The organism is Modestobacter sp. VKM Ac-2979 (genome assembly GCF_026967995.1).
In the GTDB taxonomy this organism is placed as follows: domain Bacteria; phylum Actinomycetota; class Actinomycetes; order Mycobacteriales; family Geodermatophilaceae; genus Modestobacter.
This window is the reverse complement of the sequence record NZ_JAPVBO010000006.1, coordinates 171,390-191,493: the sequence shown is the minus strand read 5'-3', so window position 1 is coordinate 191,493 and position 20,104 is coordinate 171,390. Positions and strand designations below refer to the sequence as shown.

Annotated in this window: 21 protein-coding genes and 1 pseudogene; 9 read left to right on the top strand and 13 right to left on the bottom strand. The window is 73.8% G+C overall.

Annotated features, from left to right (window positions below; genetic code table 11):
• Positions 1-27: 27 nt before the first annotated feature.
• Positions 28-822, top strand: coding sequence for an endonuclease/exonuclease/phosphatase family protein (locus tag O2W15_RS18215; RefSeq protein ID WP_269161162.1), 795 nt, complete (start codon positions 28-30; stop codon positions 820-822).
• Between the two features lie 47 nt (positions 823-869).
• Here O2W15_RS18215 and O2W15_RS18210 read toward each other — a convergent pair whose 3' ends face one another.
• Positions 870-1,541: a Pr6Pr family membrane protein gene (locus O2W15_RS18210; RefSeq protein ID WP_269180405.1), complete on the bottom strand. Its 672-nt coding sequence runs from the start codon at positions 1,539-1,541 to the stop codon at positions 870-872.
• Positions 1,538-2,011 carry an NUDIX domain-containing protein gene (locus O2W15_RS18205; RefSeq protein ID WP_269180404.1) on the bottom strand — a complete coding sequence of 158 codons (474 nt, stop codon included), beginning with the start codon at positions 2,009-2,011 and terminating at the stop codon, positions 1,538-1,540. Before O2W15_RS18205 ends, O2W15_RS18210 begins: the two co-directional genes overlap by 4 nt.
• A gap of 82 nt (positions 2,012-2,093) precedes the next feature.
• Here O2W15_RS18205 and O2W15_RS18200 point away from each other — a divergent pair, with 82 nt between their 5' ends.
• A complete protein-coding gene (locus O2W15_RS18200) occupies positions 2,094-2,441 on the top strand; it encodes a VOC family protein (protein ID WP_269161159.1) in 348 nt (115 codons plus the stop codon).
• A 29-nt stretch (positions 2,442-2,470) separates the two neighbouring features.
• Positions 2,471-2,767: a hypothetical protein gene (locus O2W15_RS18195; RefSeq protein WP_036335646.1), complete on the top strand. Its 297-nt coding sequence runs from the start codon at positions 2,471-2,473 to the stop codon at positions 2,765-2,767.
• Positions 2,768-2,813: 46 nt separating this feature from the next.
• Here O2W15_RS18195 and O2W15_RS18190 read toward each other — a convergent pair whose 3' ends face one another.
• From O2W15_RS18190 to O2W15_RS18155, 8 genes and pseudogenes are all read right to left on the bottom strand, one after another.
• Positions 2,814-3,410: a hypothetical protein gene (locus tag O2W15_RS18190; protein WP_269180403.1), complete on the bottom strand. Its 597-nt coding sequence runs from the start codon at positions 3,408-3,410 to the stop codon at positions 2,814-2,816.
• Positions 3,410-5,095, bottom strand: coding sequence for a PHP domain-containing protein (locus tag O2W15_RS18185; protein ID WP_269180402.1), 1,686 nt, complete (start codon positions 5,093-5,095; stop codon positions 3,410-3,412). Before O2W15_RS18185 ends, O2W15_RS18190 begins: the two co-directional genes overlap by 1 nt.
• A gap of 125 nt (positions 5,096-5,220) precedes the next feature.
• Positions 5,221-5,937: an IclR family transcriptional regulator gene (locus O2W15_RS18180; protein ID WP_269180401.1), complete on the bottom strand. Its 717-nt coding sequence runs from the start codon at positions 5,935-5,937 to the stop codon at positions 5,221-5,223.
• Between the two features lie 59 nt (positions 5,938-5,996).
• Positions 5,997-6,914 (bottom strand): annotated as a pseudogene (locus O2W15_RS18175) (PDR/VanB family oxidoreductase); the annotation flags it as partial.
• A 168-nt stretch (positions 6,915-7,082) separates the two neighbouring features.
• The gene (locus O2W15_RS18170) at positions 7,083-7,406 is read right to left on the bottom strand and encodes a hypothetical protein (RefSeq protein ID WP_269180399.1); all 324 of its coding nucleotides are present in this window, start codon (positions 7,404-7,406) and stop codon (positions 7,083-7,085) included.
• Positions 7,403-8,503 carry an aromatic ring-hydroxylating dioxygenase subunit alpha gene (locus tag O2W15_RS18165; protein ID WP_269180398.1) on the bottom strand — a complete coding sequence of 367 codons (1,101 nt, stop codon included), beginning with the start codon at positions 8,501-8,503 and terminating at the stop codon, positions 7,403-7,405. Before O2W15_RS18165 ends, O2W15_RS18170 begins: the two co-directional genes overlap by 4 nt.
• Before the next feature lie 114 nt (positions 8,504-8,617).
• Complete coding sequence (locus tag O2W15_RS18160) at positions 8,618-9,595, bottom strand: ABC transporter substrate-binding protein (RefSeq protein WP_269180397.1); 978 nt, start codon at positions 9,593-9,595, stop codon at positions 8,618-8,620.
• Between the two features lie 100 nt (positions 9,596-9,695).
• The gene (locus tag O2W15_RS18155; RefSeq protein ID WP_269180396.1) at positions 9,696-10,157 is read right to left on the bottom strand and encodes a MarR family winged helix-turn-helix transcriptional regulator; all 462 of its coding nucleotides are present in this window, start codon (positions 10,155-10,157) and stop codon (positions 9,696-9,698) included.
• Between the two features lie 77 nt (positions 10,158-10,234).
• Here O2W15_RS18155 and O2W15_RS18150 point away from each other — a divergent pair, with 77 nt between their 5' ends.
• From O2W15_RS18150 to O2W15_RS18125, 6 genes are all read left to right on the top strand, one after another.
• A complete protein-coding gene (locus tag O2W15_RS18150) occupies positions 10,235-11,143 on the top strand; it encodes an SDR family NAD(P)-dependent oxidoreductase (RefSeq protein ID WP_269180395.1) in 909 nt (302 codons plus the stop codon).
• Positions 11,140-12,012 carry an amidohydrolase family protein gene (locus O2W15_RS18145; protein ID WP_269161149.1) on the top strand — a complete coding sequence of 291 codons (873 nt, stop codon included), beginning with the start codon at positions 11,140-11,142 and terminating at the stop codon, positions 12,010-12,012. Before O2W15_RS18150 ends, O2W15_RS18145 begins: the two co-directional genes overlap by 4 nt.
• Positions 12,009-13,553, top strand: a complete 1,545-nt coding sequence (locus O2W15_RS18140; protein ID WP_269180394.1) for an acyl-CoA synthetase — start codon at positions 12,009-12,011, stop codon at positions 13,551-13,553. Before O2W15_RS18145 ends, O2W15_RS18140 begins: the two co-directional genes overlap by 4 nt.
• Positions 13,550-14,008 carry a MaoC family dehydratase gene (locus O2W15_RS18135; protein ID WP_269161147.1) on the top strand — a complete coding sequence of 153 codons (459 nt, stop codon included), beginning with the start codon at positions 13,550-13,552 and terminating at the stop codon, positions 14,006-14,008. Before O2W15_RS18140 ends, O2W15_RS18135 begins: the two co-directional genes overlap by 4 nt.
• Before the next feature lie 92 nt (positions 14,009-14,100).
• Entirely contained in the window at positions 14,101-14,673 is a 573-nt protein-coding gene (locus O2W15_RS18130) for a TIGR00730 family Rossman fold protein (protein ID WP_269161146.1), read from the top strand.
• Positions 14,674-14,683: 10 nt separating this feature from the next.
• Positions 14,684-15,799, top strand: a complete 1,116-nt coding sequence (locus O2W15_RS18125; protein ID WP_269180393.1) for an NAD(P)/FAD-dependent oxidoreductase — start codon at positions 14,684-14,686, stop codon at positions 15,797-15,799.
• Between the two features lie 9 nt (positions 15,800-15,808).
• Here O2W15_RS18125 and O2W15_RS18120 read toward each other — a convergent pair whose 3' ends face one another.
• From O2W15_RS18120 to O2W15_RS18110, 3 genes are all read right to left on the bottom strand, one after another.
• Positions 15,809-16,567: a sulfite exporter TauE/SafE family protein gene (locus O2W15_RS18120; RefSeq protein ID WP_269180392.1), complete on the bottom strand. Its 759-nt coding sequence runs from the start codon at positions 16,565-16,567 to the stop codon at positions 15,809-15,811.
• Positions 16,568-16,718: 151 nt separating this feature from the next.
• On the bottom strand, positions 16,719-17,681 hold the full coding sequence (locus O2W15_RS18115) for a GGDEF domain-containing protein (protein WP_269180391.1): 963 nt from the start codon (positions 17,679-17,681) through the stop codon (positions 16,719-16,721).
• Positions 17,682-17,958: 277 nt separating this feature from the next.
• On the bottom strand, positions 17,959-20,040 hold the full coding sequence (locus O2W15_RS18110) for a bifunctional metallophosphatase/5'-nucleotidase (protein ID WP_269180390.1): 2,082 nt from the start codon (positions 20,038-20,040) through the stop codon (positions 17,959-17,961).
• Positions 20,041-20,104: the final 64 nt, after the last annotated feature.

Sequence of the window (20,104 nt, the reverse complement as noted above, 5' to 3'; positions counted from 1 at the left end):
GTGGCCCCGGACTGGTCTGATGGAGGTGTGGAACTCCGGATCGGGACGTTGAACCTCGCCTCCGGCCGGGACGGTGGCGGTCGCTCGCTCGACGCCGCGACCCTGCGGGCCGCGCTGGCGGAGGTGGACGTCGACGTCCTCGCCGTCCAGGAGGTCGACGTGGGCCAGCCCCGGTCGCACGGTGTCGACCAGGCGGTCGAGGTGGCCGCCGCGCTCGGTGCGCCCGAGTGGCGGTTCGCCGCAGCCGTCGCCGGCACCCCCGACCCGTTCCGCAGCTGGACGCCGGTCGACCCGCCGGTGCTCCGCGGGTCCTGGGAGACGCCGACCGGCCCGCACTACGGCATCGCGCTGTTCAGTCGGCTGCCGGTCCACCGCTGGTCGGTGCTCCCGCTGGGCGCCGGGCGGGCCCGGCTGCCGCTGCGGGCGCCCGACCCGCGCACCGGGCAGACCCGCCGGTGGTGGTTCCCGGACGAGCCGCGGCTGGCGATCGCCGCCGAGCTGGAGCACTGCACCGTGGTCTGCACCCACCTCTCCTTCGCGCCGCACACCGCGGTCCGCCAGCTGACCCGGCTGCGCCGGTGGTGCGCCGAGTTGCCCGGCCCGGTGGTGCTGGCCGGCGACCTCAACCTGGTGGGACCGGTGCCCGCGCGGGTGTTCGGCGCCACGCGGTTGGTCAGCGCGCCGAGCTATCCGGCCCCGGCGCCGCGCGTGCAGTTCGACCACCTGCTCGGCCCGGCCGGGCTGGACCCGCAGCGCCCCGAGGTGCGACAGCTCTCGCTCGGCGACCACCGGCTGGTCACCGTGTCGGTGTCCCCGGGCTGAGCCCGCGCGCGCCCCGGGTGGTCCCCGGGGCCGCCCTCCGCCCACGGTCAGCTCTCCGCGGCGGCCTCCTCGCGCTCGCGTCGGCGGCCGTCGGTGGCCGGCAGCCACCGGTCGGCGGCCCAGTAGACCAGCAGGAACGCCAAGGCCAGAAGCACGACGAAGGCGGTGTTCCGCAGCGCGATCGCGAGGCCGAGGTCGCGGGCGTCGAGGAAGAAGTAGGGGTACCAGCGGCTCCGCGCGCCGTGCCACATCGTCCAGCCGATCCAGGCCACCGGGAAGAGCATCGCCCAGGCGACCGTGCCGCCGGTGATCCGCGGCCGCGGCCCGAAGACCAGCCAGCCGACCACCATCGCCAGCGGTGACAGGTAGTGCAGCACGAGGTTGGTCCACACGGTCACGCCCGTGGGGTCGACGGTCGGCGACAACAGGACCGAGAAGACCAGCCCGGTGACCGTGATGGCCAGCAGCGCGTCGAGCATCAGCACCCGCCAGAGGCGGCCGGAGCGCACCGGGTCGAGCGCCAGGGTCGTCGCAGCGGCCAGCACCAGCACGTTGCTCCCGACCGTGAACAGGCTGAGCCACCGGACCACCTCCGTCACCGTGGTGGTCCGGCCGCCCGCTGCCTCGAGCACGGTGCGCGTCAAGGACGTCGCCAGGCACGCCGCGACGACGAGTGCCAGCACCGCCCAGTAGCCGCGCGCGATCTGCCGTCCGCTCATGTGGCGTCGGAGCCGGTCACCGCGCGCGCGAGCACCGGCAGGGTCGCGGCGAGCCCGGGGTGGAGCACGGGCAGCGCGTCGAGGGCGAACCAGCCGACGCCGGCGCTCTCCTCGTTCAGCGCCAGGTCGTCGGGCTCGAGCGCGCCGGCGGGCGTGGCCAGCACGGTGGTGTAGCTCCAGCCGCCGTGGTCGTCGACCCACTCAGCGCCCAGGACGACGTCCGCGGGGCGCAACCCCAGCTCCTCCCCCGCCTCGCGCAGCGCGCCGTCGGCTGCGGACTCCTGCGGGTGCAGCGCGCCGCCCGGGGTGCCCCAGGTGCCGCCGTGGTGCGACCACTCCACCCGCAGCTGGAGCAACACCTCGACACCGCCTGCACCGGGCCGGTGCAGCAGCAGACCGGCCGCGCCGGCCAGGCCCCAGTGTCGGTGGCCCAGGGCGCAGGTCGTCCAGCCATCGGTCGGAGAGCGCACGCCGACAGTCTGCCGTGGGTTGACCGGCCGCCGCGCGGGGCACCGGTCGGGCACGACCGATCGAGGACGAGGGAGTGCTGACGTGGCGAGTGGCGTGGCGAGTGTGTGGGTGCCGGTGACGGACATGGCCCGGGCCCGGGCGTTCTACCGGGACACCCTGGGGCTGTCCGAGGGGAAGACCACCGAGGAGTGGAGCGAGTTCGACGCCAACGGCCTGATGATCGGGCTCAACGCGCGGGAGAGCGCCCAGCCCACCACCGGCGGCGCGGTGATCACCTTCCAGCCCGACGGCGACCTGGACGCCGAGGTGGCCGCCCTGCAGGACAAGGGCGTGGAGTTCGGCGGGATCGCCGACCACCCGTGGGGCCGGCTCGCACCGTTCAAGGACTCCGAGGGCAACGACCTGCAGTTCTACGCGCCACCGTCCTGAGCTGCCGTCCCGACGGGCAGGATGACGGCATGGAGACCGTGCAGCTGCGCCGATACGTGCTCGAACCGGGCCGGATGGCCGACTTCCTGGCCTGGTTCCCCACCTTGCTGCCGGTGCGCGAGCAGTACGGGTTCCGGGTGCTGTTCGCCCTGGCCGACGAGGAGCACCAGACGTTCACCTGGGCCGTCGCGCACGACGGTGACCAGGACGAGTTCCGCCGGGTGGAGGAGACGTACCACGACTCCCCCGAGCGGGCCCGGGTGTTCGAGACCTTCCCGGCGTGCGTCGCCGACAAGGAGATCGGCTTCGCCGTCTCCGCCGTCTGAACGTCCGCGGGGGCAGGGACGGACCGTCCCTGCCCCCGCGGGTCGCTCAGTGCCCGCCGCCCTCGCAGCACTGGTGCGGGTCCTCGATCTCGAACGGCTGGAGCACGCCCCCGGCGGCCCGCTCGACCAGCAGCGTGAGCCGCCCGCCGGAGAACCGCGGCCGCAGGAACCCGTTCGGCCCGGTGTCCACGACGTCGGTGCCGGCCGGCTCCACGCCGATCCCGACGACCTGGTCGATCGCCGTGGTGGCGATCAGGTCGGCCACGGAGACCCGCCCGGTGACCGACGCCGAGCCCGGGAAGCGGACCGCCCGGCCGGCCTCAGCGGCACCGGCCTCGAGCAGCGCCGTCCGGGCCGGGCCGACGACCTCGGCGTCGTCCGTGTCCCCGGCCACCACCGGGCCGGCCAGCGCCCGGGCCAGGGCCGACCGGGTCGCCGCCGGGTCGGCGGGTTCCGCGGTCAGCCGGATCGAGACGCCGACCCGGGGCGCCGGGGCGGAGCCGTCCACGTGGGTGCAGACCAGCTCCGCCTCGGCTCCCGAGCCGGACAGCGCCTCGTCGACCGCCGCCAGGAGGTGGGCGTCGGCGATCTGGTCGTCCACCGGCGCCCCGCCCCACCAGACCGCCGTCAGCGAGGCGGTCATCAGATCGCGTCGACGAAGACCGGGTTGGCGTAGAACCAGAGGTCCTCCCACGGGTTCGCGTCCCCGACGACGTCCATCGGCGGGTTGCCGTTGGCGTCCAGCTGGTTGCCGTCGCTGCCACGCAGGCGGACGTAGAACGAGCGCTCCACGTTGGTGAACGTGTGCTCGAACCGCCACTGGGCCCGGCCGCGGCCCACCTCGAAGGTCTTCACGACGCTGGTCTCCGGCGCGGTGAACCGGTCCCGGTCGCCGGCCTCGCCGGTGACCGGCCCACTGATCACGTCGACCTTGGCCAGCTTCGGCACGTCACCGTTGGCGTTCGCGCCACCGGCCACCTTGACCGTGATGGTCACCGTGACGTCACCACCGCGGCGCACCCAGGTGCGGCCACCGAGCGAGGCGCCCTGCGGGTCGCCGTCGTTCGCCGAGCGGACCCGCACGTCCAGGGCCTCGATGATCCGGCCGTGCACGGCGACGACCTTGCCGGCCTGCAGGCCCTGCATGATCCCGACGTAGGAACGGCTGTCGGACCCCACCAGGGTGCTGCTGTACTGGCCGGGCCAGAAGTCGCCGTACTGGGTGATCGGCCGGCCGGTGTCGACCGCGTCGCCCTTGGTCCCGTTGGCGTTGAAGTCCAGCGGCCCCTGGATGCGGGTGTCCCGGAAGACCCGGTGCGAGTCCGAGGTGGCGGTGACCCACCAGGGCTTGCCCTCGGCCAGCAGCGAGTCCCACAGGCCGCCGACGGTGGAGGTCATCCAGTCGAAGCCGCCGAAGGTGCGGTAGGACTCCGGCGGGTACGCCAGGAAGCGGGTGGGGTTGGTGCCGGCGTTGTCGTAGTAGCCGCGGCCGCTGCCGGGGCCACCCTGCGACGTCGGGATGCCGGCGGCCTGGTGACCGGGCGCGCCCTCCATGCCGACGGCGACCTGCGGGGCCGCGTCGCGCCAGTTGCGGATCTCGTGCGGGCTGTCGATGCCCTGGCGGCTCGGGTGGTTGGCGAACATCAGCGCGATCTCGGTGCGCCGGTTGCGCACCTGGTTGTCCAGGTACTTCAGCGCCTCGATGGCGTAGGGCTCGACGTTGCCGGTGATGCCGTTGGCCGCCAGCGCGCTGCCGTCGTAGCCGGCCTCGAACGCCTTGAGGATGTCCACGGTCGCGTTGCCCGGGGGCAGCATGACGGTGGCGTGCTCGGCGCCGGGGATGTTCCACTCCAGGCCCTGGTAGACCATCGTGCCCGCGTACTGCCGGCGGACCTTCTCGATCTCCGGGGTGATCTTGTCGATCGAGAGCTTCTGGTGGGCGACGCCACCGTGGTCGGTGATGACCATCCAGTCCAGGCCGTACTGACGGCCCTTGATGACCTGGGTCGACACGTCGTACTGCGCGTCCGGCGAGTACTTGGTGTGGATGTGGTGGTCACCCGCGTAGTAGCGGGTGCGGCCGGTCCACGCGTTGGTGGTCGTCCCTGCGCCGGCGGCGGCAGCGACTCCCTGGCCGACGCCGGAGACGGCGCCGCCCAGCCCGGCGGCGGCACCGACGGCGGCGGCGGTGGCCAGGAAGGCCCGCCGCGAGACCGACAACGGGTCGTCGGCCTGCGGGTCGGCCCAGGTGCCCTCCACGCCGGAGACCTCACCGTGGGAGTGGCCATGATCGTGGTGGGTGTGGGGGTGGTCGTGGTCGTGGCTCATCGAGGCGCTCCCGCATCGTCCGCAGTGCATCTGTCGGCGGGAACTCTGCGTTGCCGGTACGGACCAACGGGTGACCCCGAGGAGATCATCGGGCGAACAGCCGACGTCCGGCAGCGCGCCATACCTCACGCCTGGTCGGGGCCTCCGGAGAGGGTCCGACTGATCGCCCGGGCGGCGGCCCGCACACCGGGCGCCATCGGCCGGACGGCGGCGGCCGAGCTGCCCCGCACCACGATCGACAACGCCGCGACCACCTCGCCGCGGGCGGAGATCGGGGCGGCCACCGAGACCGCGTCGTCGGTGACCTGCCGGTCGCTGACCGCCACCCCGGCACGGCGGACCTCGGCCAGCACCCGGCGCAGCTGCACCGGGTCGGTGATCGTCTGCGCGGTGTACCGGCGCAGCGGCGCGGCCAGCACCTGCTCCTGCACCGCGGTCGGTGCGTGCGCGAGCAGCACCAGCCCGACCCCGGTGGGCGGCAGCGCGAACCGGCCGCCGACCTCGGTGTAGACCGCCACCGCGTCCCGGGAGGCGAAGCGCTCGACGAACACCACCTCGACGCCGTCCCGCACCGCCAGCTGGACGTTCTCGTGGGTCACCTCGTAGAGGTCCTCCATGAACGGCAGCGCCGCCTCGCGCAGGCCCAGGCCACGCGGGGCCAGCGCGCCCAGCTCCCACAGCCGCAGCCCGACCCGGTACCGGCCGTCGGGGTCCCGCTCGAGCCCGCCCCAGCTGCACAGCTCGGCGATCAGCCGGTGGGCGGTGGACAGCGGGACGTCGGTGGCCCGGGCGATCTCCGAGAGGGTCAGCGCGCGCCGGTCCCGGGTGAACGCGTCGAGCACGGCCAGCAGCTTGCTGCCCGCCGTCCGCCGCGCCGCCGACCCCGCAGGGCCGGGCGGGCTCAGAGCTCCAGGACGAGCTTCGGACACGCGGCTCGGGAGACGCAGATGAACATCGTGTCGTTCGCCTCCTGCTCCTCCGGGGTCAGCAGCGAGTCGCGGTGGTCGACGGTCCCCTCCAGCACTCCGGTCTCGCACGTGCCGCACGTCCCCTCCTGGCACGAGGACAGGACCGGGATGCCCGCCTCCTCGACCACCTGCAGGATCGACTTGTCCGGCGGGACGGTCAGCGTCGCGCCCGACAGCGTCAGCTCGACGTCGAAGTCCCCACTGAGCACCCGCTCGCCCTGCTCCTTGGGAGCGAATCGTTCCACGTGCAGCGCCCCGGGCGGCCAGTCGGCGCAGCGCTGTTCCACCGCGGCCAGCAGCGGCTCGGGCCCGCAGCAGTACACCCTCGTGTCCGGCTGCGGGGTGCCCAGGATGCGGTCGAGGTCGATCAGCCCCACCTCGTCCTGCGGGTGCAGCGTGATCCGCAGGCCGTGCCCGGTCTTCTCCTCCAGGGCCTCCAGCGCCTCGAGGAAGGCCATCGACGTGCGGGTGCGCCCGCCGTAGTGGAACTCCCAGGTGGCGCCGGCCTCCTCGGCGGCGGCCGCCATCGGCAGGATCGGGGTGATGCCGATACCCCCGGCGATGAAGACGTACCGCGCGGCGGGCACCAGCTCGAAGTGGTTCCGCGGCCCACGGACATCGATCTCCGCGCCCTCCTGCACCTGGTCGTGCACGAGGGCCGACCCACCCCGGCCCTCCGGCTCGCGGAGCACGCCGATCTGCCAGACCGCCCGGTCGTGCGGGTCGCCGCAGAGCGAGTACTGCCGGGTCAGCCCGCCGGGCAGCAGCAGGTCGATGTGCGCGCCGGGCGACCAGGCCGGCAGGTCGGCCCCGGTCTGGTCGCGCAGCTCGAGGACGACGACGCCCTCGGCGCCCGTCGTCCGCCGGGCCACCTGCAGCCGCAGGTCGACCTCGTCATGCGTGCTGTGCACTGCTCTCCTCGTCATCGGTCCTGCCGCAGCAGCCCGCGCCGTCCCCCCGGCCCCGCTGCAGGAGCCCGCCGCGAGCTCGCGAGGGGTGGGGGGCAGCGGGGTCCTTCGTCAGGCGGGGACCGGTACCCGGCGGATGATCACCAGGGGGTCGGTCACCAGGTGGGCGGGTGGGGTGGGCAGCGGGCCCGTCGCCGGGGGCTCGACCGGTCCACCGGCCGGGTGGTCGGGGTGGGCCAGCAGCCACTCCCACATCTCCACCGGGTCCGACGCCTCGGCCTCCGCGCCGCAGTGGCACAGGCCGCGCAGCCGGTCGGAGCCGGGCAGCCAGTTGACCCGCAGCACCCGCTCGCCCTCGAGCACCTGGCGCGGCGCGGGCAGCGTCAGCCCGGGCTCGGGGTGCGCGCCGTCCCGCGGCGCGGGGACGCCGGTCACCGGGTGGCCGCCGCCGGGCTGCGCACGGCCTGGGGCGCGCGGACGGCGGGCTGCTCCTCGCCGGCGCCCTCGGCCGCCAGCCGGGCGATGATCCGCCGGGCGGCCAGGCCACCGGTGTCGATGTTGATGGAGAGCTCCTGGTAGCCGTCCGGCTCGCCGGTCAGCACCTTCTCCAGCACGTCGAGGGCGACGACGTCCTGCAGGACGACGGTGCGGTTGCTCTCCCGCAGGAAGTCCGAGACCCCCTCGTCGTCGAGGGCGAAGTCGCGGGCGACGGCCCAGAAGTCGTGCGTGGTCGACTCCGTCTCCGGGGTGATCGCGTAGACGACCTCGACGTGGAAGGCGTCCGGGTCGGTGCCGTCGTCGTTCGGCAGCACCCCGACCGGGGCGATCCGGCTGTGCAGCTTGTACAGGCAGGGCGGGGTGAACTCGATGTCCTGCCAGCGGGTGATCCGGCCGGTGATGCCGGTGCTCTTCGCGTAGAAGGGCGGGCACTCCGCGTCGGCCATGTGCCGGCTGACGTAGACGACCCCGGCGGCGTCGTCGACCTCGGTGGTGATCGGGGTGTTCGCCACCTCCGGCGTTCCGATGTACCCGCCGTGCAGGTAGGTCTCGTGCGAGAGGTCCATCAGGTTGTCCACGAGCAGGCTGGCCCGCGCGGCGAGCGGCTCCATGCCGCTGACCGTCGTCCAGCCCTCCTGGGCCAGCCACGGCGCCCGCGGGATCGTGGTGCTCTCGGCCTTCTCCGCGTCGCCGATGAACACCCAGACGAAGCTGTCCTGCTCCACCACCGGGTAGCTCTTCAGCCGGGCGGTGCGCGGCACCCGGGTCTGGCCGGGCACCGCCACGCAGCCGCCGTCGGCGCCGTAGGTGAAGCCGTGGTAGCCGCAGACGACGGTGTCGCCGACCAGGTGGCTGGGCTCCTGGGAGAGCGGGAACCGGCGGTGCACGCAACGGTCGCTCATCGCGGTGACCTCGCCGGCCTCGGTCCGCCAGAAGAGGACCGACTCCCCGCAGATCGTGCGGCTGAACAGCTCGCGGCCGACCTCGCGGCCGTAGGCGGCCACGTACCACTGGTTGCGGACGATCGACGTCATGGGTGTTCCTCCCGCTGGTGTCCTCTTCGACGTCTCCACGGTGACGCCCATCACGCCGTCCCGACCATGGGGCTTCCGCGTGGCGGAAGCCCCGTTCGGCAGCTCCGAGCGGCCTCAGTCCTCGGGGAGGAGCCCGTCCAGGTCCGCCGGCTCCTCGATCAGGCCGTCCTCCTCCATCAGCCGGCCCAGCTCCTCGAGCTGCTCGCGGCGCAGGTCGGTGCCGAACTCCTCCAACCGCACGCTCTGCGCCACCTCCGCCGGCAACTGCGGCAGCACCTGGGGGATCTGGGCCTTGACCGCGTCGGGGTTCTCCTCGGCGTAGGCGAGGGTCTCCTCCAGCGCCGCGGTCATGTCCGCGACCAGCTCCGGGTCGGACTCGGCGAGCTGCCCGGAGGTGAAGAACAGCTGAGTGGGGTGTCCCGTGACCGACTCCAGGCTCGGGTGGGTGACCACGGTGTTCCCCTCGGCCTGCAGGCTGCTCAGGAAGGGCTCGGGCACCCACACCGCGTCGACGTTGCCGGCCGCCAGTGCGGCGGGCATGTCCGGGAAGCCGAGCTCGAGGAAGGACACGGCGTCCGGGTCGCCCCCGTCCTGACGGACGGCCTCGCGGATGGTCAGTCCGCCCATGCCGTTGAGCGTGTTCACGGCCACCTGCTTGCCCTCCAGGTCCGCGGCCGAGTCGATCCCGGAGTCCGGCGCGGCGACGACGGCGTTGACGTCGGCGTCCCCGGACGACAGCGCGGAGGTCCAGTGGGCGACCACCTGCACGTCCAGCCCGCGCGCCCGGGCCTGCAGCAGGGAGACCGGGTTGCTGGTGGCGAACTCCAGGTCACCGGAGAGGACGGCCGGCAGCAACGCCGCCCCACCCTGACCGGTCTCCACGGCCACCTGCAGACCGTGGTCTTCGAAGAACCCCTGCTCGATGCCGGCGTACAGGGCAGCGGTCGGCATGATCGGCAGCATCCCGACGGAGACCTCCCGCAGCTCCCCGGACGAGCCCGCCGCGGCATCCGGCGTCTGTTCGGACTCCCCTCCGCAGGCGGAGAGCGCCAGCAGGACCGAGACCAGGACAGGGACCGACTTCCGGACCATCGCGCTCTCCCCAATGAGATACATGACGACGTCAACGATTGACGTTGGTCATGATGCACGTCACACCCGTCGACGGCCAGCCCCTCCGTCGCGACCGCGGTCAGCCGCGGCCGGCCGCCGGTCCGCCGCCGAACACCAAGCGGGTCAGCAGCTCCTGCAGCAGTTGGCGCTCCCCGGCGGAGAAGTCGGTGAGCTCGCCCGCCAAGGCGAGCTCGACGTCCCGGGCCGCCGCCGTCCGGACGGCCTGCCCGGCTGCGGTGCCGAGGACCAGCTTGTTCCGGCGGTCGGCCGGAGACGGCCGCCGCTCCACCCGCCCGGCCGCGGTCAGCTCGTCGACGAGCAGGACGATCTGGCTGGGGTCGAGCCCGAGCACGTCGGCCAGCTCCCGCTGGGAGATCCCCTCGGCCGCGTCGCACGCCAGCACCAGCACCGACCAGGGGCGGACCCGCAGCCCGTGCCCGGCGAGCACGGCGTTGCTCGCCCGCACCAGCCGGCCACTGGCCCGGGAGAGCAGGAAACCGACGTCGTCGGTCAGTCCGGGTCGATCGAGCTCGATGTCCATGGGACCTCCATTCGTTGACATCATCCAACATCGAGCCCTAGCGTCCGCGCTGGCCCGTCCCGATCGAAGGAGCTCTCGTGGACCTGACCGGCAAGGTCGCCGTCGTCACCGGATCCGGACGGGGCCTCGGCCTCGCCTACGCCACCGAACTCGCCCGCTGCGGGGCCGCCGTCGTGGTCAACGACGTCGACCCCGACGTCGCCGAGGCCGCCGTGCAGTCGATCACCGACGCCGGGGGCACCGCCGTCGCGGAGGTCGCCGCGGTCGGCAGCAGCGAGGCCGCCCAGGCGCTGGTCGACCGGGCGGTGGGCGAGTTCGGCCGGCTCGACGTGCTGGTCAACAACGCCGGCATCCTGCGCGACACCACGTTGTGGAAGATGACCGACGAGCAGTTCGACGCCGTGCTCACCACCCACCTGCGCGGCACCTTCACCTGCACCCGCGCCGCCGCGGTGCGGATGCGGGAGCAGGGCGAGGGCGGCCGGGTCATCTGCATCGGCTCGCCCACCGGCCAGGTCGGCAACTTCGGCCAGACCAACTACGCCGCCGCCAAGGCCGGGATCGTCGGGATGGTGCGCACCTGGGCGATGGAGCTGGCCCGGGCCGAGATCACCGTGAACGCCGTCGTCCCGGTCGCCGCCACCGCGATGACCGAGACGGTGCCCTTCCTCAAGCCCTACGTCGACGCGCTCGCCGCCGGCGACCCGCTGCCGGCCTTCGCCCGGCAGGAGCTGGGCTTCGGCTCACCGGCGGACGCCGCCGGGCTGGTCGCCTTCCTCGCCTCCGACGCCGCCGCCGGGATCACCGGGCAGGCCGTGGGCATCGGCGGTGACCGGCTGGCGCTGTGGAGCCACCCGACCGAGGTCGTCGTGGAGTTCGCCGACGGCACCGGCTGGTCACCCGACGCCATCGCCGGCGTCTGGCCGGAGAAGTTCGCCTCGTCGCTGCAGACGGTGGGCCAGCAGCTGCCGGAGCCACCGAAGTGACCGGGCTCGACCTCGACTCCCTGGTCGCGATCGACGTGCACGTCCACGTGCACGCCGATCAGCACGGGCACCTGGCCCTGGACGACGAGCTCAACGCCGCCGCCAGCCAGTACTTCAAGGGCGACCCGTACGACCCGACCGTCCCCGACATCGCCGCCGACTACCGGGACAAGAAGATGGCCGCGGTCGTCTTCACCGTCGACGCCGAGGCGGCCACCGGGCAGATGACGCTGTCCAACGAGGAGATCGCCGACCTCGCCGCGCAGCACCCCGACGTGCTCATCCCGTTCGGGTCGATCGACCCGGCACGCGGGGTGGCCGGCATCCGGGCCGCCCGCCGGCTGGTGCAGGAGCACGGGGTGCGGGGGTTCAAGTTCCACCCCAGCCTGCAGGACTTCCTGCCCAACGACCGCGCGGTGTACCCGCTGTACGAGGAGCTGCAGAGCCTCGGCGTCCCGGCGTTGTTCCACACCGGGCAGACCGGGATCGGCGCCGGGCTGCCCGGCGGGCGCGGGATCAAGCTGCGCTACTCCGACCCGATGCTGCTCGACGACGTCGCCGCCGACTTCCCGGGCCTGACGATCATCATGGCCCACCCGTCGGTGCCCTGGCAGGACGCCGCGATCTCGGTCGCCACCCACAAGGCCAACGTCTACATCGACCTGTCCGGCTGGTCGCCGAAGTACTTCCCGCCGCAGCTGGTGCGGGCGGCCAACTCGATGCTCAAGCGCAAGGTGCTCTTCGGGTCGGACTACCCGCTGCTGCGCCCCGAGCGCTGGATCCGCGACTTCGCGGCGCTGGAGATCAAGGACGAGGTCCGGCCGCTGATCATGAAGGAGAACGCGATCGTGGCCCTGGGGCTGCGGTGAGGAACGCCGGACTGGGCTCCTGGCCCGAGCGCCGGCTGCGGAGCTCCCCGCACCGGCCGGCGCTCTGGTTCGAGGGGACGACGACGACGCACGGCGAGTTCGCGCTGCGGGTGCGGCGGGCCGCCACCGCGCTGGCCGGGCTCGGGGTGCAGCGCGGCGACCGGGTCGCGTGGTTCGGCGCGAACCACCCCGCCGGGCTGGAGGCGCTCTACGCGTGCGGCCAGCTCGGCGCGATCTGGGTGCCGGTCAACGCCCGGCTCACCCCGCCCGAGGCGCAGTACGTGCTCGAGCACTCCGGCGCCTCGCTGGTCGTGCACGGCCGGGAGCAGGGGGCGACGGCGGACACCCTGCGGGAGGCGCTGCCCGCCGTCCGGCACTGGGTGGCCGCGGAGCCGCCGCTGGCCGGCGGCGCCGACTCGCTGGACTGGGCGGTGCTGCTGGATGAGGCCGAGCCGGTGCAACGCGACGAGCCGGTCACCCTCGACGACGTCTGCCTGATCATGTACACCTCCGGCACCACCGGACGGCCCAAGGGCGCGGTGCTGACCCACGGGAACATGACCTGGTCGTGCATGAGCCAGGTGCTCGGGTTCGACTTCACCCCCGACGAGCGGACCCTGGCCCTCGCCCCGCTGTTCCACATCGGGGGGCTGAACGGGACGCTCAACCCGACCCTGCTGCGCGGCGGCTGCGTCGTGCTGGTGCGCGGGTTCGACCCACCGGCGACGCTCGCGGTCATCGCCGAGCAGCGGGTGACGTCGTTCTTCGCCGTCCCCACCATGCTCGACGCGCTCAGCCGCCAGCCGGACTTCGGCACCCTCGACCTGTCGGCGCTGCGCACCATCGGCGCGGCCGGGGCACCGCTCCCCCTGCCGCTGCTGCGCACCTGGCTGGAGCGCGGGGTGACCGTGCAGCAGGCCTACGGCATGACCGAGACGGCCCCGGCCGGGACGGCGCTGGACAGCGCGGACGCGGTGACCAAGGTCGGATCGGCCGGGAAGTCGCAGTTCTTCACCGACGTCCGAGTGGTCCGGCCGGACGGGACCGAGTGCCCGCCGGGCGAGGTCGGCGAGATCGTGCTGTCCGGGCCGAACGTCATGGCCGGGTACTGGAACGCCCCCGAGGCCACCGCCGCCGCGATCGTCGACGGCTGGTACCACTCCGGGGACGCCGGCTCCACCGACGAGGACGGCTACCTCTACATCCGCGACCGCTACAAGGACATGATCATCTCCGGCGGGGAGAACGTGTACCCGGCCGAGGTCGAGTCGGTGATGCTGGAGCTGCCCGAGGTGCAGGAGGTCGCGGTCATCGGCAAGCCCGACGCGCACTGGGGCGAGGTCGGCCTGGCCGTCGTCGTCCCCGCCCCCGGGGCCCCCCGCGACGCCGACGCGCTGTGCGCCGCGCTGCGAGAACGGCTCGCCGGGTTCAAGGTGCCCAAGGAGGTCCGCTACGTGGACGAGCTGCCCAAGACCGCGACGGGCAAGATCCGCAAGCCGGACCTGCGACGGACGTACGTGCCAACCGAGGAGGACGCATGACCCGCACCACCACCACCATCGCCGAGCTGCCCTCGCTGAAGGGCCAGGAGCTCGGCACCAGCGACTGGTACGAGGTGACCCAGGAGGCGGTGAACCTCTTCGCCGACGCCACCAACGACCACCAGTGGATCCACGTCGACGTCGAGCGGGCGAAGGCGGAGAGCCCCTTCGGCGGCCCGATCGCCCACGGCTACCTGACGCTGTCGCTGCTCGTGCCGCTGGTCTCGCAGACCTACACGGTCACCGACGCGAAGATGGGCGTGAACTACGGCCTGAACAAGGTCCGCTTCCCCGCGCCCGTGCCGGTCGGGTCGAAGGTCCGGGCCCGGGTGACGCTCAAGGACGTCGAGGAGATCGCCGGCGGGTTGCAGAACACCGTCACCGTCACCATCGAGCGCGAGGGCGGCGACAAGCCGGTCTGCATCGCCGAGTGGGTCACCCGCACCTACGCCTAGAAGGACCCCGTCCTCCTCACCCCTCGCAAGCTCGGGGTGAGCCTCTGGACGGGGCCGGACGGCGGGCCGGCTGCGGACCCTACGGTGGAGACGTGCGCATCGCCGTCTTCACCGGGTCCCACGTCGGGCCGCCGTCCCACCAGCTGGCCGCCGCCACCTTCGCCACCGAGCTGGCCCGGGCCGGCGTCGGCATCGTGTACGGCGGGGGGAACGTGGGGCTGATGGGCGTCGTCGCCGACGCGGCGCTGGCCGCCGGCGGCGAGGTGGTCGGGGTGATCCCGCAGCACCTGGTGGACGACGAGGTCGCGCACCCCGGCCTGCCCCGGCTGGAGGTCGTGCAGACGATGCACGAGCGCAAGGCGGTGATGGCCGACCTGTCCGACGCGTTCGTCGCGCTGCCCGGTGCCGCCGGCACCCTCGAGGAGCTGTTCGAGGCCTGGACCTGGGGCATGCTCGGGCTGCACGCCAAGCCCACCGCGTTGCTCGACGTCGACGGGTTCTGGCAGCCGCTGCTGGACCAGTTGCGCCGGATGGTCGACGACGGCTACCTGGCCGCCAACCGGCTCGACGCCCTCGGCGTGGTGCACGACGCCGCGGAGCTGCTGGCCTTCGTCGCGGGCTACGAGCACCCGGCGCGCAAGTGGACCCCGCCACCGGCCGCCTAGCCTGCTGCCCATGGAGCACGCGGACGTCGTCGTCGTCGGGGGCGGGCCGGCCGGCGCGGCGTGCGCGGCCGCCGTCCGCCGGGCCCGACCGGACGCCGACGTGCTCGTGCTCGACCGCGCCGACTTCCCCCGGGACAAGGTCTGCGGGGACGGGATCGCCCCCGAGGCGCTGGACGTGCTCGCCGGGCTGGGGATCGACGTCCCGGCGCTGACCGCGGGGTTTCCCGCCGTCCCCCGGCTCCGCCTGCAGAGCCCGGGCGGGACGACGGTGGAGCGGGCGCTGCACCGGCCCTCGCTCGTCGTGCCCCGTGCGGTGCTCGACGGGCGACTGCTCGCCCAGGTGCTGGCCACCGGCGTCCGGTTCCGGCGGCACACCGTCCGCCAGGTCACCGCGCACCCCACCCACGTCGAGGTCGACGGCGTCGTCCGCGCCGGGGTGCTGGTGGGCGCCGACGGCGCCGAGTCGGTGGTGCGCCGCGCGCTCGGGCTGGCCCCCAACCCACCGGACCGGCTGGCCATCGCGATCCGCGGCTACGCGCCGGTGCTCCCCGGCCTGGACGGCGTGCAGGTGGTGACCACCACCGACCAGCGGTGGCCGGCCTACGCCTGGTCCTTCCCGATCGGCGACGGGCGGGCCAACGTCGGCTACGGCGAGCTCGTCTCCGGGGGCGTGACCCGCACCGAGCTGATCGCCGGGCTGCACCGGATGCTGCCGGGCGTGCAGCCCGAGGGGCTGCGCGCGCACCGGCTGCCGCTGTCGACCGGCCAGCCCCGGCTGCCCGGGGGCCGGGTGCTGCTGGCCGGGGACGCGCAGTCGCTGATCAACCCGCTGACCGGGGAGGGGATCTTCTACGCCGTCCTCTCCGGCGCCCTGGCGGGCGCGGCGGCCGACCACGGTCCGCGCGCCGGCGAGGTGCACCGGCGGCTGCTGCGCCGCCGGCTCGGCGGGCACCTCCGCGCCTCCGCGATGACCTCCCAGCTGAGCCGGTGGCCGGTGCTGATGGACGCCGCCGTGCGGGCGGCGCAGGCCGACCAGCGGGTCTTCGACGACGTCGTCGCCCTCGGGCTGGCCGACGGGCGACTCACCGCCCGGACCCTGGCGGCCACCGCACGCCGGCTGCGCTGACCCGCCCCGTCACAGACTGCCGACCGACGTGGCCACGGTCGCCAGCCCCGTGACCATGACCAGACCGAGCGTCAGCAGCCGGAACGGGGCCAGGGGCAGCCGGGAGCCGTAGGCCACGCCCAGGAGGTTGCCCAGCACCGCGCCCGGGAGCCAGCACGCCAGCAGCAGCCCCACCCGGTCCACCGACAGCCCACCCGTCAGCCCGATCAGGGTCAGCGCCATCCCGTTGCAGGCGAGCAGGTACACCGCCATGTCGGCGATGAACGCCCGGGGCGCCACGTTCCGGTGGGAGAGCAGGAGCACCGGCGGGGGGCCGTTCATCGAGGTCGTGATGCCGAGGAACCCGCCCAGCACCCCGGCGACCCCCGGTGCGAGGCGGGACGGCGCCCCCGGGACACCGGCTGCGACAGCCGGCCGCCGGAGCAGGAGGAACCCCGCGGCGACGACCGCCACGACTCCGGCCGTCACCTTGAGCGCGTCGGCGTCCACCCGGTCGAGGGCGAGGTGGCCGAGCAGCAGTCCGGGGACGCAGCCCGCCACCAGGTACGTGGACCGTTGCCGGTCGACCGAGTGCCGGAGCCGGAGGACGGCTCCGAACCGGGTCACCACGCCGACCGTGAGGTTGATGACGACGACGTCGGCCAGCGGGATGCCGGCCAGCAGCAGGAGCGGCGCGCACACCAGGGAGTAGCCGAAGCCCGTCCCGCCGGCCAGGACGCTCGCGAGGAAGACGACGACGCCGCCGGCCACCAGGAGCGTCCCGTCCACCGTCCCCCCTCCCCCGCACCGACCGCACTACCGGCAGATCATGCACGTGAGGCGGAGTCGGAAATCCAGATCCAGGACGGGCGACCCAGGGCGGTCTGCAGAGCACCTGCCGGACCCGAACGACATCAGCCGGTCGTGCTGATGTCGCCCTTCAGCTGACGGCCGCCACCTCGACCCGGCCGCGGCCGGCGCGCTTGGCCGCGTACAGCGCCGCGTCGGCGGCCGCGTAAAGCTCCTCCAGCCCGGTGGCGTGCGTCGGGGCGTGGGCCACGCCCAGGCTCACCGAGATCGCCAGCAGGCTCCCGTCGGGCAGCGTCAGGGGCGCGGCCCGGACCGCGTCGAGCACCTCGGTGGCCCGGGCTGCGGCCACGTCCGCCGGGCAGTCCGGCAGCAGGACGGCGAGCTCATCACCGCCCATCCGGCTGAGCACGGCGTCCCCGGCGCGGACCGCCGAGCGCAGCACCGCAGCGATGTGCACCAGGGCGTCGTCGCCGACCGGGTGGCCGTGCTCGTCGTTGATCGTCTTGAACGAGTCGACGTCCACGAGGACCAGGGAGGTGCCCCGCGGCGCGACCGGGGCGGCCAGCGCGGTGCCCAGCGCCGCGTCGAACACCCGCCGGTTGACCAGCCCGGTGAGCGAGTCGGTGGCGGCCAACTGCTGCAGCTGGGCCACCAGCCGGGCCTGGGTGTCCCCGGCGCGCACCAGCATCGCCGCCATGACCACGAGCACGGTGCCGAAGAAGCTCAGGTCGCTGACCGCGTGGCCGGCCGGCTGCAGCTGGAGCAGCACCACGGCGTTCCCGGCGAGCGCGACGGCGGTCACCAGGACCACCGCGGTGCGTCGGAGGTGCACGCCGGCCCAGAGCACCGGGAAGGCGAGGAAGGCCTGGCCACCGGCGGAGGAGTCGCGGGTGATCCAGTTCATCCCGCAGCACAGCACGACGCCGACGAGCGCGGTCAGCACGTACCCGCCGCGGGCGTCGACCCGGGCGGAGTCGGCGAGCCGGTAGGCCACGGCCAGGACCGCGAGCAGGGCGGCACACACCCAGGAGGCGACGACGCCCCCCGTCGTCACCGCGTTGGGCCCGAACAGCGAGAAGATCAACAACGTCACCGCACAGACCAGCAGCACCGGGACCGCGGTCCGCGCTGCCGTCCGAGGGTCTCGCGCCCTCAGCCGCTCGTTGATCTGCACCCTCCGGTGATCGGCAGCCAGGGGGGTCGACTACCTCCCGCCGTCCCCCGGCCGCCCCATACGGGTGAGTCCCGCCGGCCGCAGGCCACCGACGGCGACGGGCCCCCCACCGGAGTGGGGGGCCCGTCGTCGTCCCGTCGTGCTGGTCAGTGCCTCAGCTCGGGCCGGTCGTGCGCCCGAGCCGAGGCACCGGGGGTCACCGCAGCCAGGTGCCCAACAGCTGCCGCAGCCACGAGGCCAGCTCCTGCGCCCGGGTGCCGCGGTCGACCGGCCGCGCCCGGTCGGTCACCTGCACCTCGACCGCCGCGGTCGAGCCGGAGGTGACGCCGGTGGCCGTGATCTCGACCGTGCCGGTGTCCACGGAGCCCGGCACCCGTACCCGGACCGTCGCGGCGCCCTCGGCGTCGGTCGTGACCCGGCCCAGCCGCCGGCCGTCCACCGTGACCTCGACCCGCTCGGCGGGGCCGAAGCCGCTCACCGAGAAGGTCACCAGGTCGCCGGGGGCGAAGGTCGACGGCGAGACCGCCACCTCGGCCGCCGGCTGCTGCGGCTCCTGCGGCTGCTCGGAGGCGTCCCCGACGGTGACCCGCCCGGTGAACTCCTCCGGGCTGAGCGGCGAGTTCTCCTCCAGGTAGGCCTGGAAGGAGTCGAAGTCGATCAGACCGGTCTGCTCCGTGGTGCCCTCGGCGAAGGTGGTGAAGTTGTCGCCGCCGGAGGCCAGGAAGCTGTTGGTCGCCACCCGGTAGGTGCCGTCGGTGTCGATCGGCTCCCCCGAGATCCGGATGCTGTCGACGATGATCCGCTCACCGGGGGCCGCCTCCGGGTCGTAGGACCAGGTGAGCTCCTCCGAGGTGCCCAGGGCCAGGAACGGCCGCGAGCTGCCCTCGGGCTGCCACTGCTGCTCCAGCACCTGCACCAACTGGGCCCCGGTCAGCGAGACGACGACCAGGTCGTTGGCGAACGGGGTGACCTCGTTGGCCTCGGCCAGCGTGATCTCACCGTCCTCCCCGTAGAGCAGGTCGGCCCGCAGGCCACCAGGGTTGACCAGGCCGAGGTCGGCCGGCTCGATGGCGCTGTCCGCGGCGCCGTACACGTAGCTGTCCGCCACCAGGCCGCCGAGGGCCGAGTACGAACCGCGGTCCTCGGCCTGCTCGCCGTCCGGGCCGGTGGTGAAGGCCCGGGTGATGTCGGCGGTGACCGACCCGACGACCACGCTGCCGAGCTCGTCGGCAGCCGCCTGGGCGACCGCGACGGTCTCGGCGACCTCGGCGACGCGCGGGTAGGCGACGACCAGCTCCTCCTCGGGCACCTCGGTCAGCGCCAGGTTCTCCGCCGTCGCGGCGGTGACCTCGTCGGCCGACTCGTCGTAGCTGAGCACGATCCGGCCGAGGTCCGCGGCGTAGGAACCCGTCTGGATCACCGGCCGGGTCTCGTCGGTGCCCAGGACCGGCGCCTGCCAGGCGTAGGTCTGGTGCGTGTGCCCGGTGAAGATCGCGTCCACGTCGGCGTCCACGCCGTTGACGATCGCGGCGAACGCGGTGTCGGCGGCGAGCTGCTCCTCCAGCGTGCTGGTGGCCTCGCCCTCCGGCGCACCCTCGTGGGCGACCAGGACGATGACCTCCGCCTCGTCACCGACGCCGTCGGTGAGCTCGTCGGTCACCCGGTTCGCGGCCTCCACCGGGTCGCCGAACGTGATGCCCTCGATGCCGGACGGGGAGACCAGCGAGCTCGTCTCCTGGGTGACGACGCCGATGACCCCGACGGTGACGCCGGCGGCCTCCAGCAGCGCGTACTCCGGCAGCACCGGGTCACCGTCGGTGCCGTAGACGTTGGCGCCCAGGTAGTCGAAGTCGGCCAGGCCGCTCTCGCCGTCGACCCCGACCCGGCCGGTCAGGTCGGCGAAGCCGCGGTCGAACTCGTGGTTGCCCACGGCCGAGGCGTCCAGCCCCATCTCGTTCAGCACCTCGATCGTCGGTGCGTCCTGCTGGCTGGAGGAGACGAACGGCGAGGCGCCGATGTTGTCGCCGGCCGACAGCAGCACGGTCGCGTCGACGTCGTCCCGGGCCCGCTGCTCCTCGATCGTGCCCGCCAGGGCGACCGCGTCGTCCAGCCGGCCGTGGAAGTCGTTGATCCCGAGCAGCTGCAGCTCGGTGGTGCCGTCGTCGCTGACGGGCGACTCCACCGCCAGGGCAGGGGACGCGCCGAGCAGGGCACCCCCCACGGTGACGGCGGTGACGACAGCGACCCTGCGGGCCGTCATCGAGTGGGCAAAGGGCACGTGTGGCCTCCGGTTGCGACGGATCGGTACGACGCCGAGGACTGTCACTCACTCGGGTGAACGT

Excerpts from the sequence above, each read along its gene's own strand:
- O2W15_RS18210 (WP_269180405.1), bottom strand. The coding sequence starts at position 1,541 with ATGAGCGGACGGCAGATCGCGCGCGGCTACTGGGCGGTGCTGGCACTC.
- O2W15_RS18195 (WP_036335646.1), top strand. The coding sequence starts at position 2,471 with ATGGAGACCGTGCAGCTGCGCCGATACGTGCTCGAACCGGGCCGGATG.
- O2W15_RS18190 (WP_269180403.1), bottom strand. The coding sequence starts at position 3,410 with ATGACCGCCTCGCTGACGGCGGTCTGGTGGGGCGGGGCGCCGGTGGAC.
- O2W15_RS18185 (WP_269180402.1), bottom strand. The coding sequence starts at position 5,095 with ATGAGCCACGACCACGACCACCCCCACACCCACCACGATCATGGCCAC.
- O2W15_RS18165 (WP_269180398.1), bottom strand. The coding sequence starts at position 8,503 with ATGACGTCGATCGTCCGCAACCAGTGGTACGTGGCCGCCTACGGCCGC.
- O2W15_RS18160 (WP_269180397.1), bottom strand. The coding sequence starts at position 9,595 with ATGGTCCGGAAGTCGGTCCCTGTCCTGGTCTCGGTCCTGCTGGCGCTC.
- O2W15_RS18155 (WP_269180396.1), bottom strand. The coding sequence starts at position 10,157 with ATGGACATCGAGCTCGATCGACCCGGACTGACCGACGACGTCGGTTTC.
- O2W15_RS18135 (WP_269161147.1), top strand. The coding sequence starts at position 13,550 with ATGACCCGCACCACCACCACCATCGCCGAGCTGCCCTCGCTGAAGGGC.
- O2W15_RS18125 (WP_269180393.1), top strand. The coding sequence starts at position 14,684 with ATGGAGCACGCGGACGTCGTCGTCGTCGGGGGCGGGCCGGCCGGCGCG.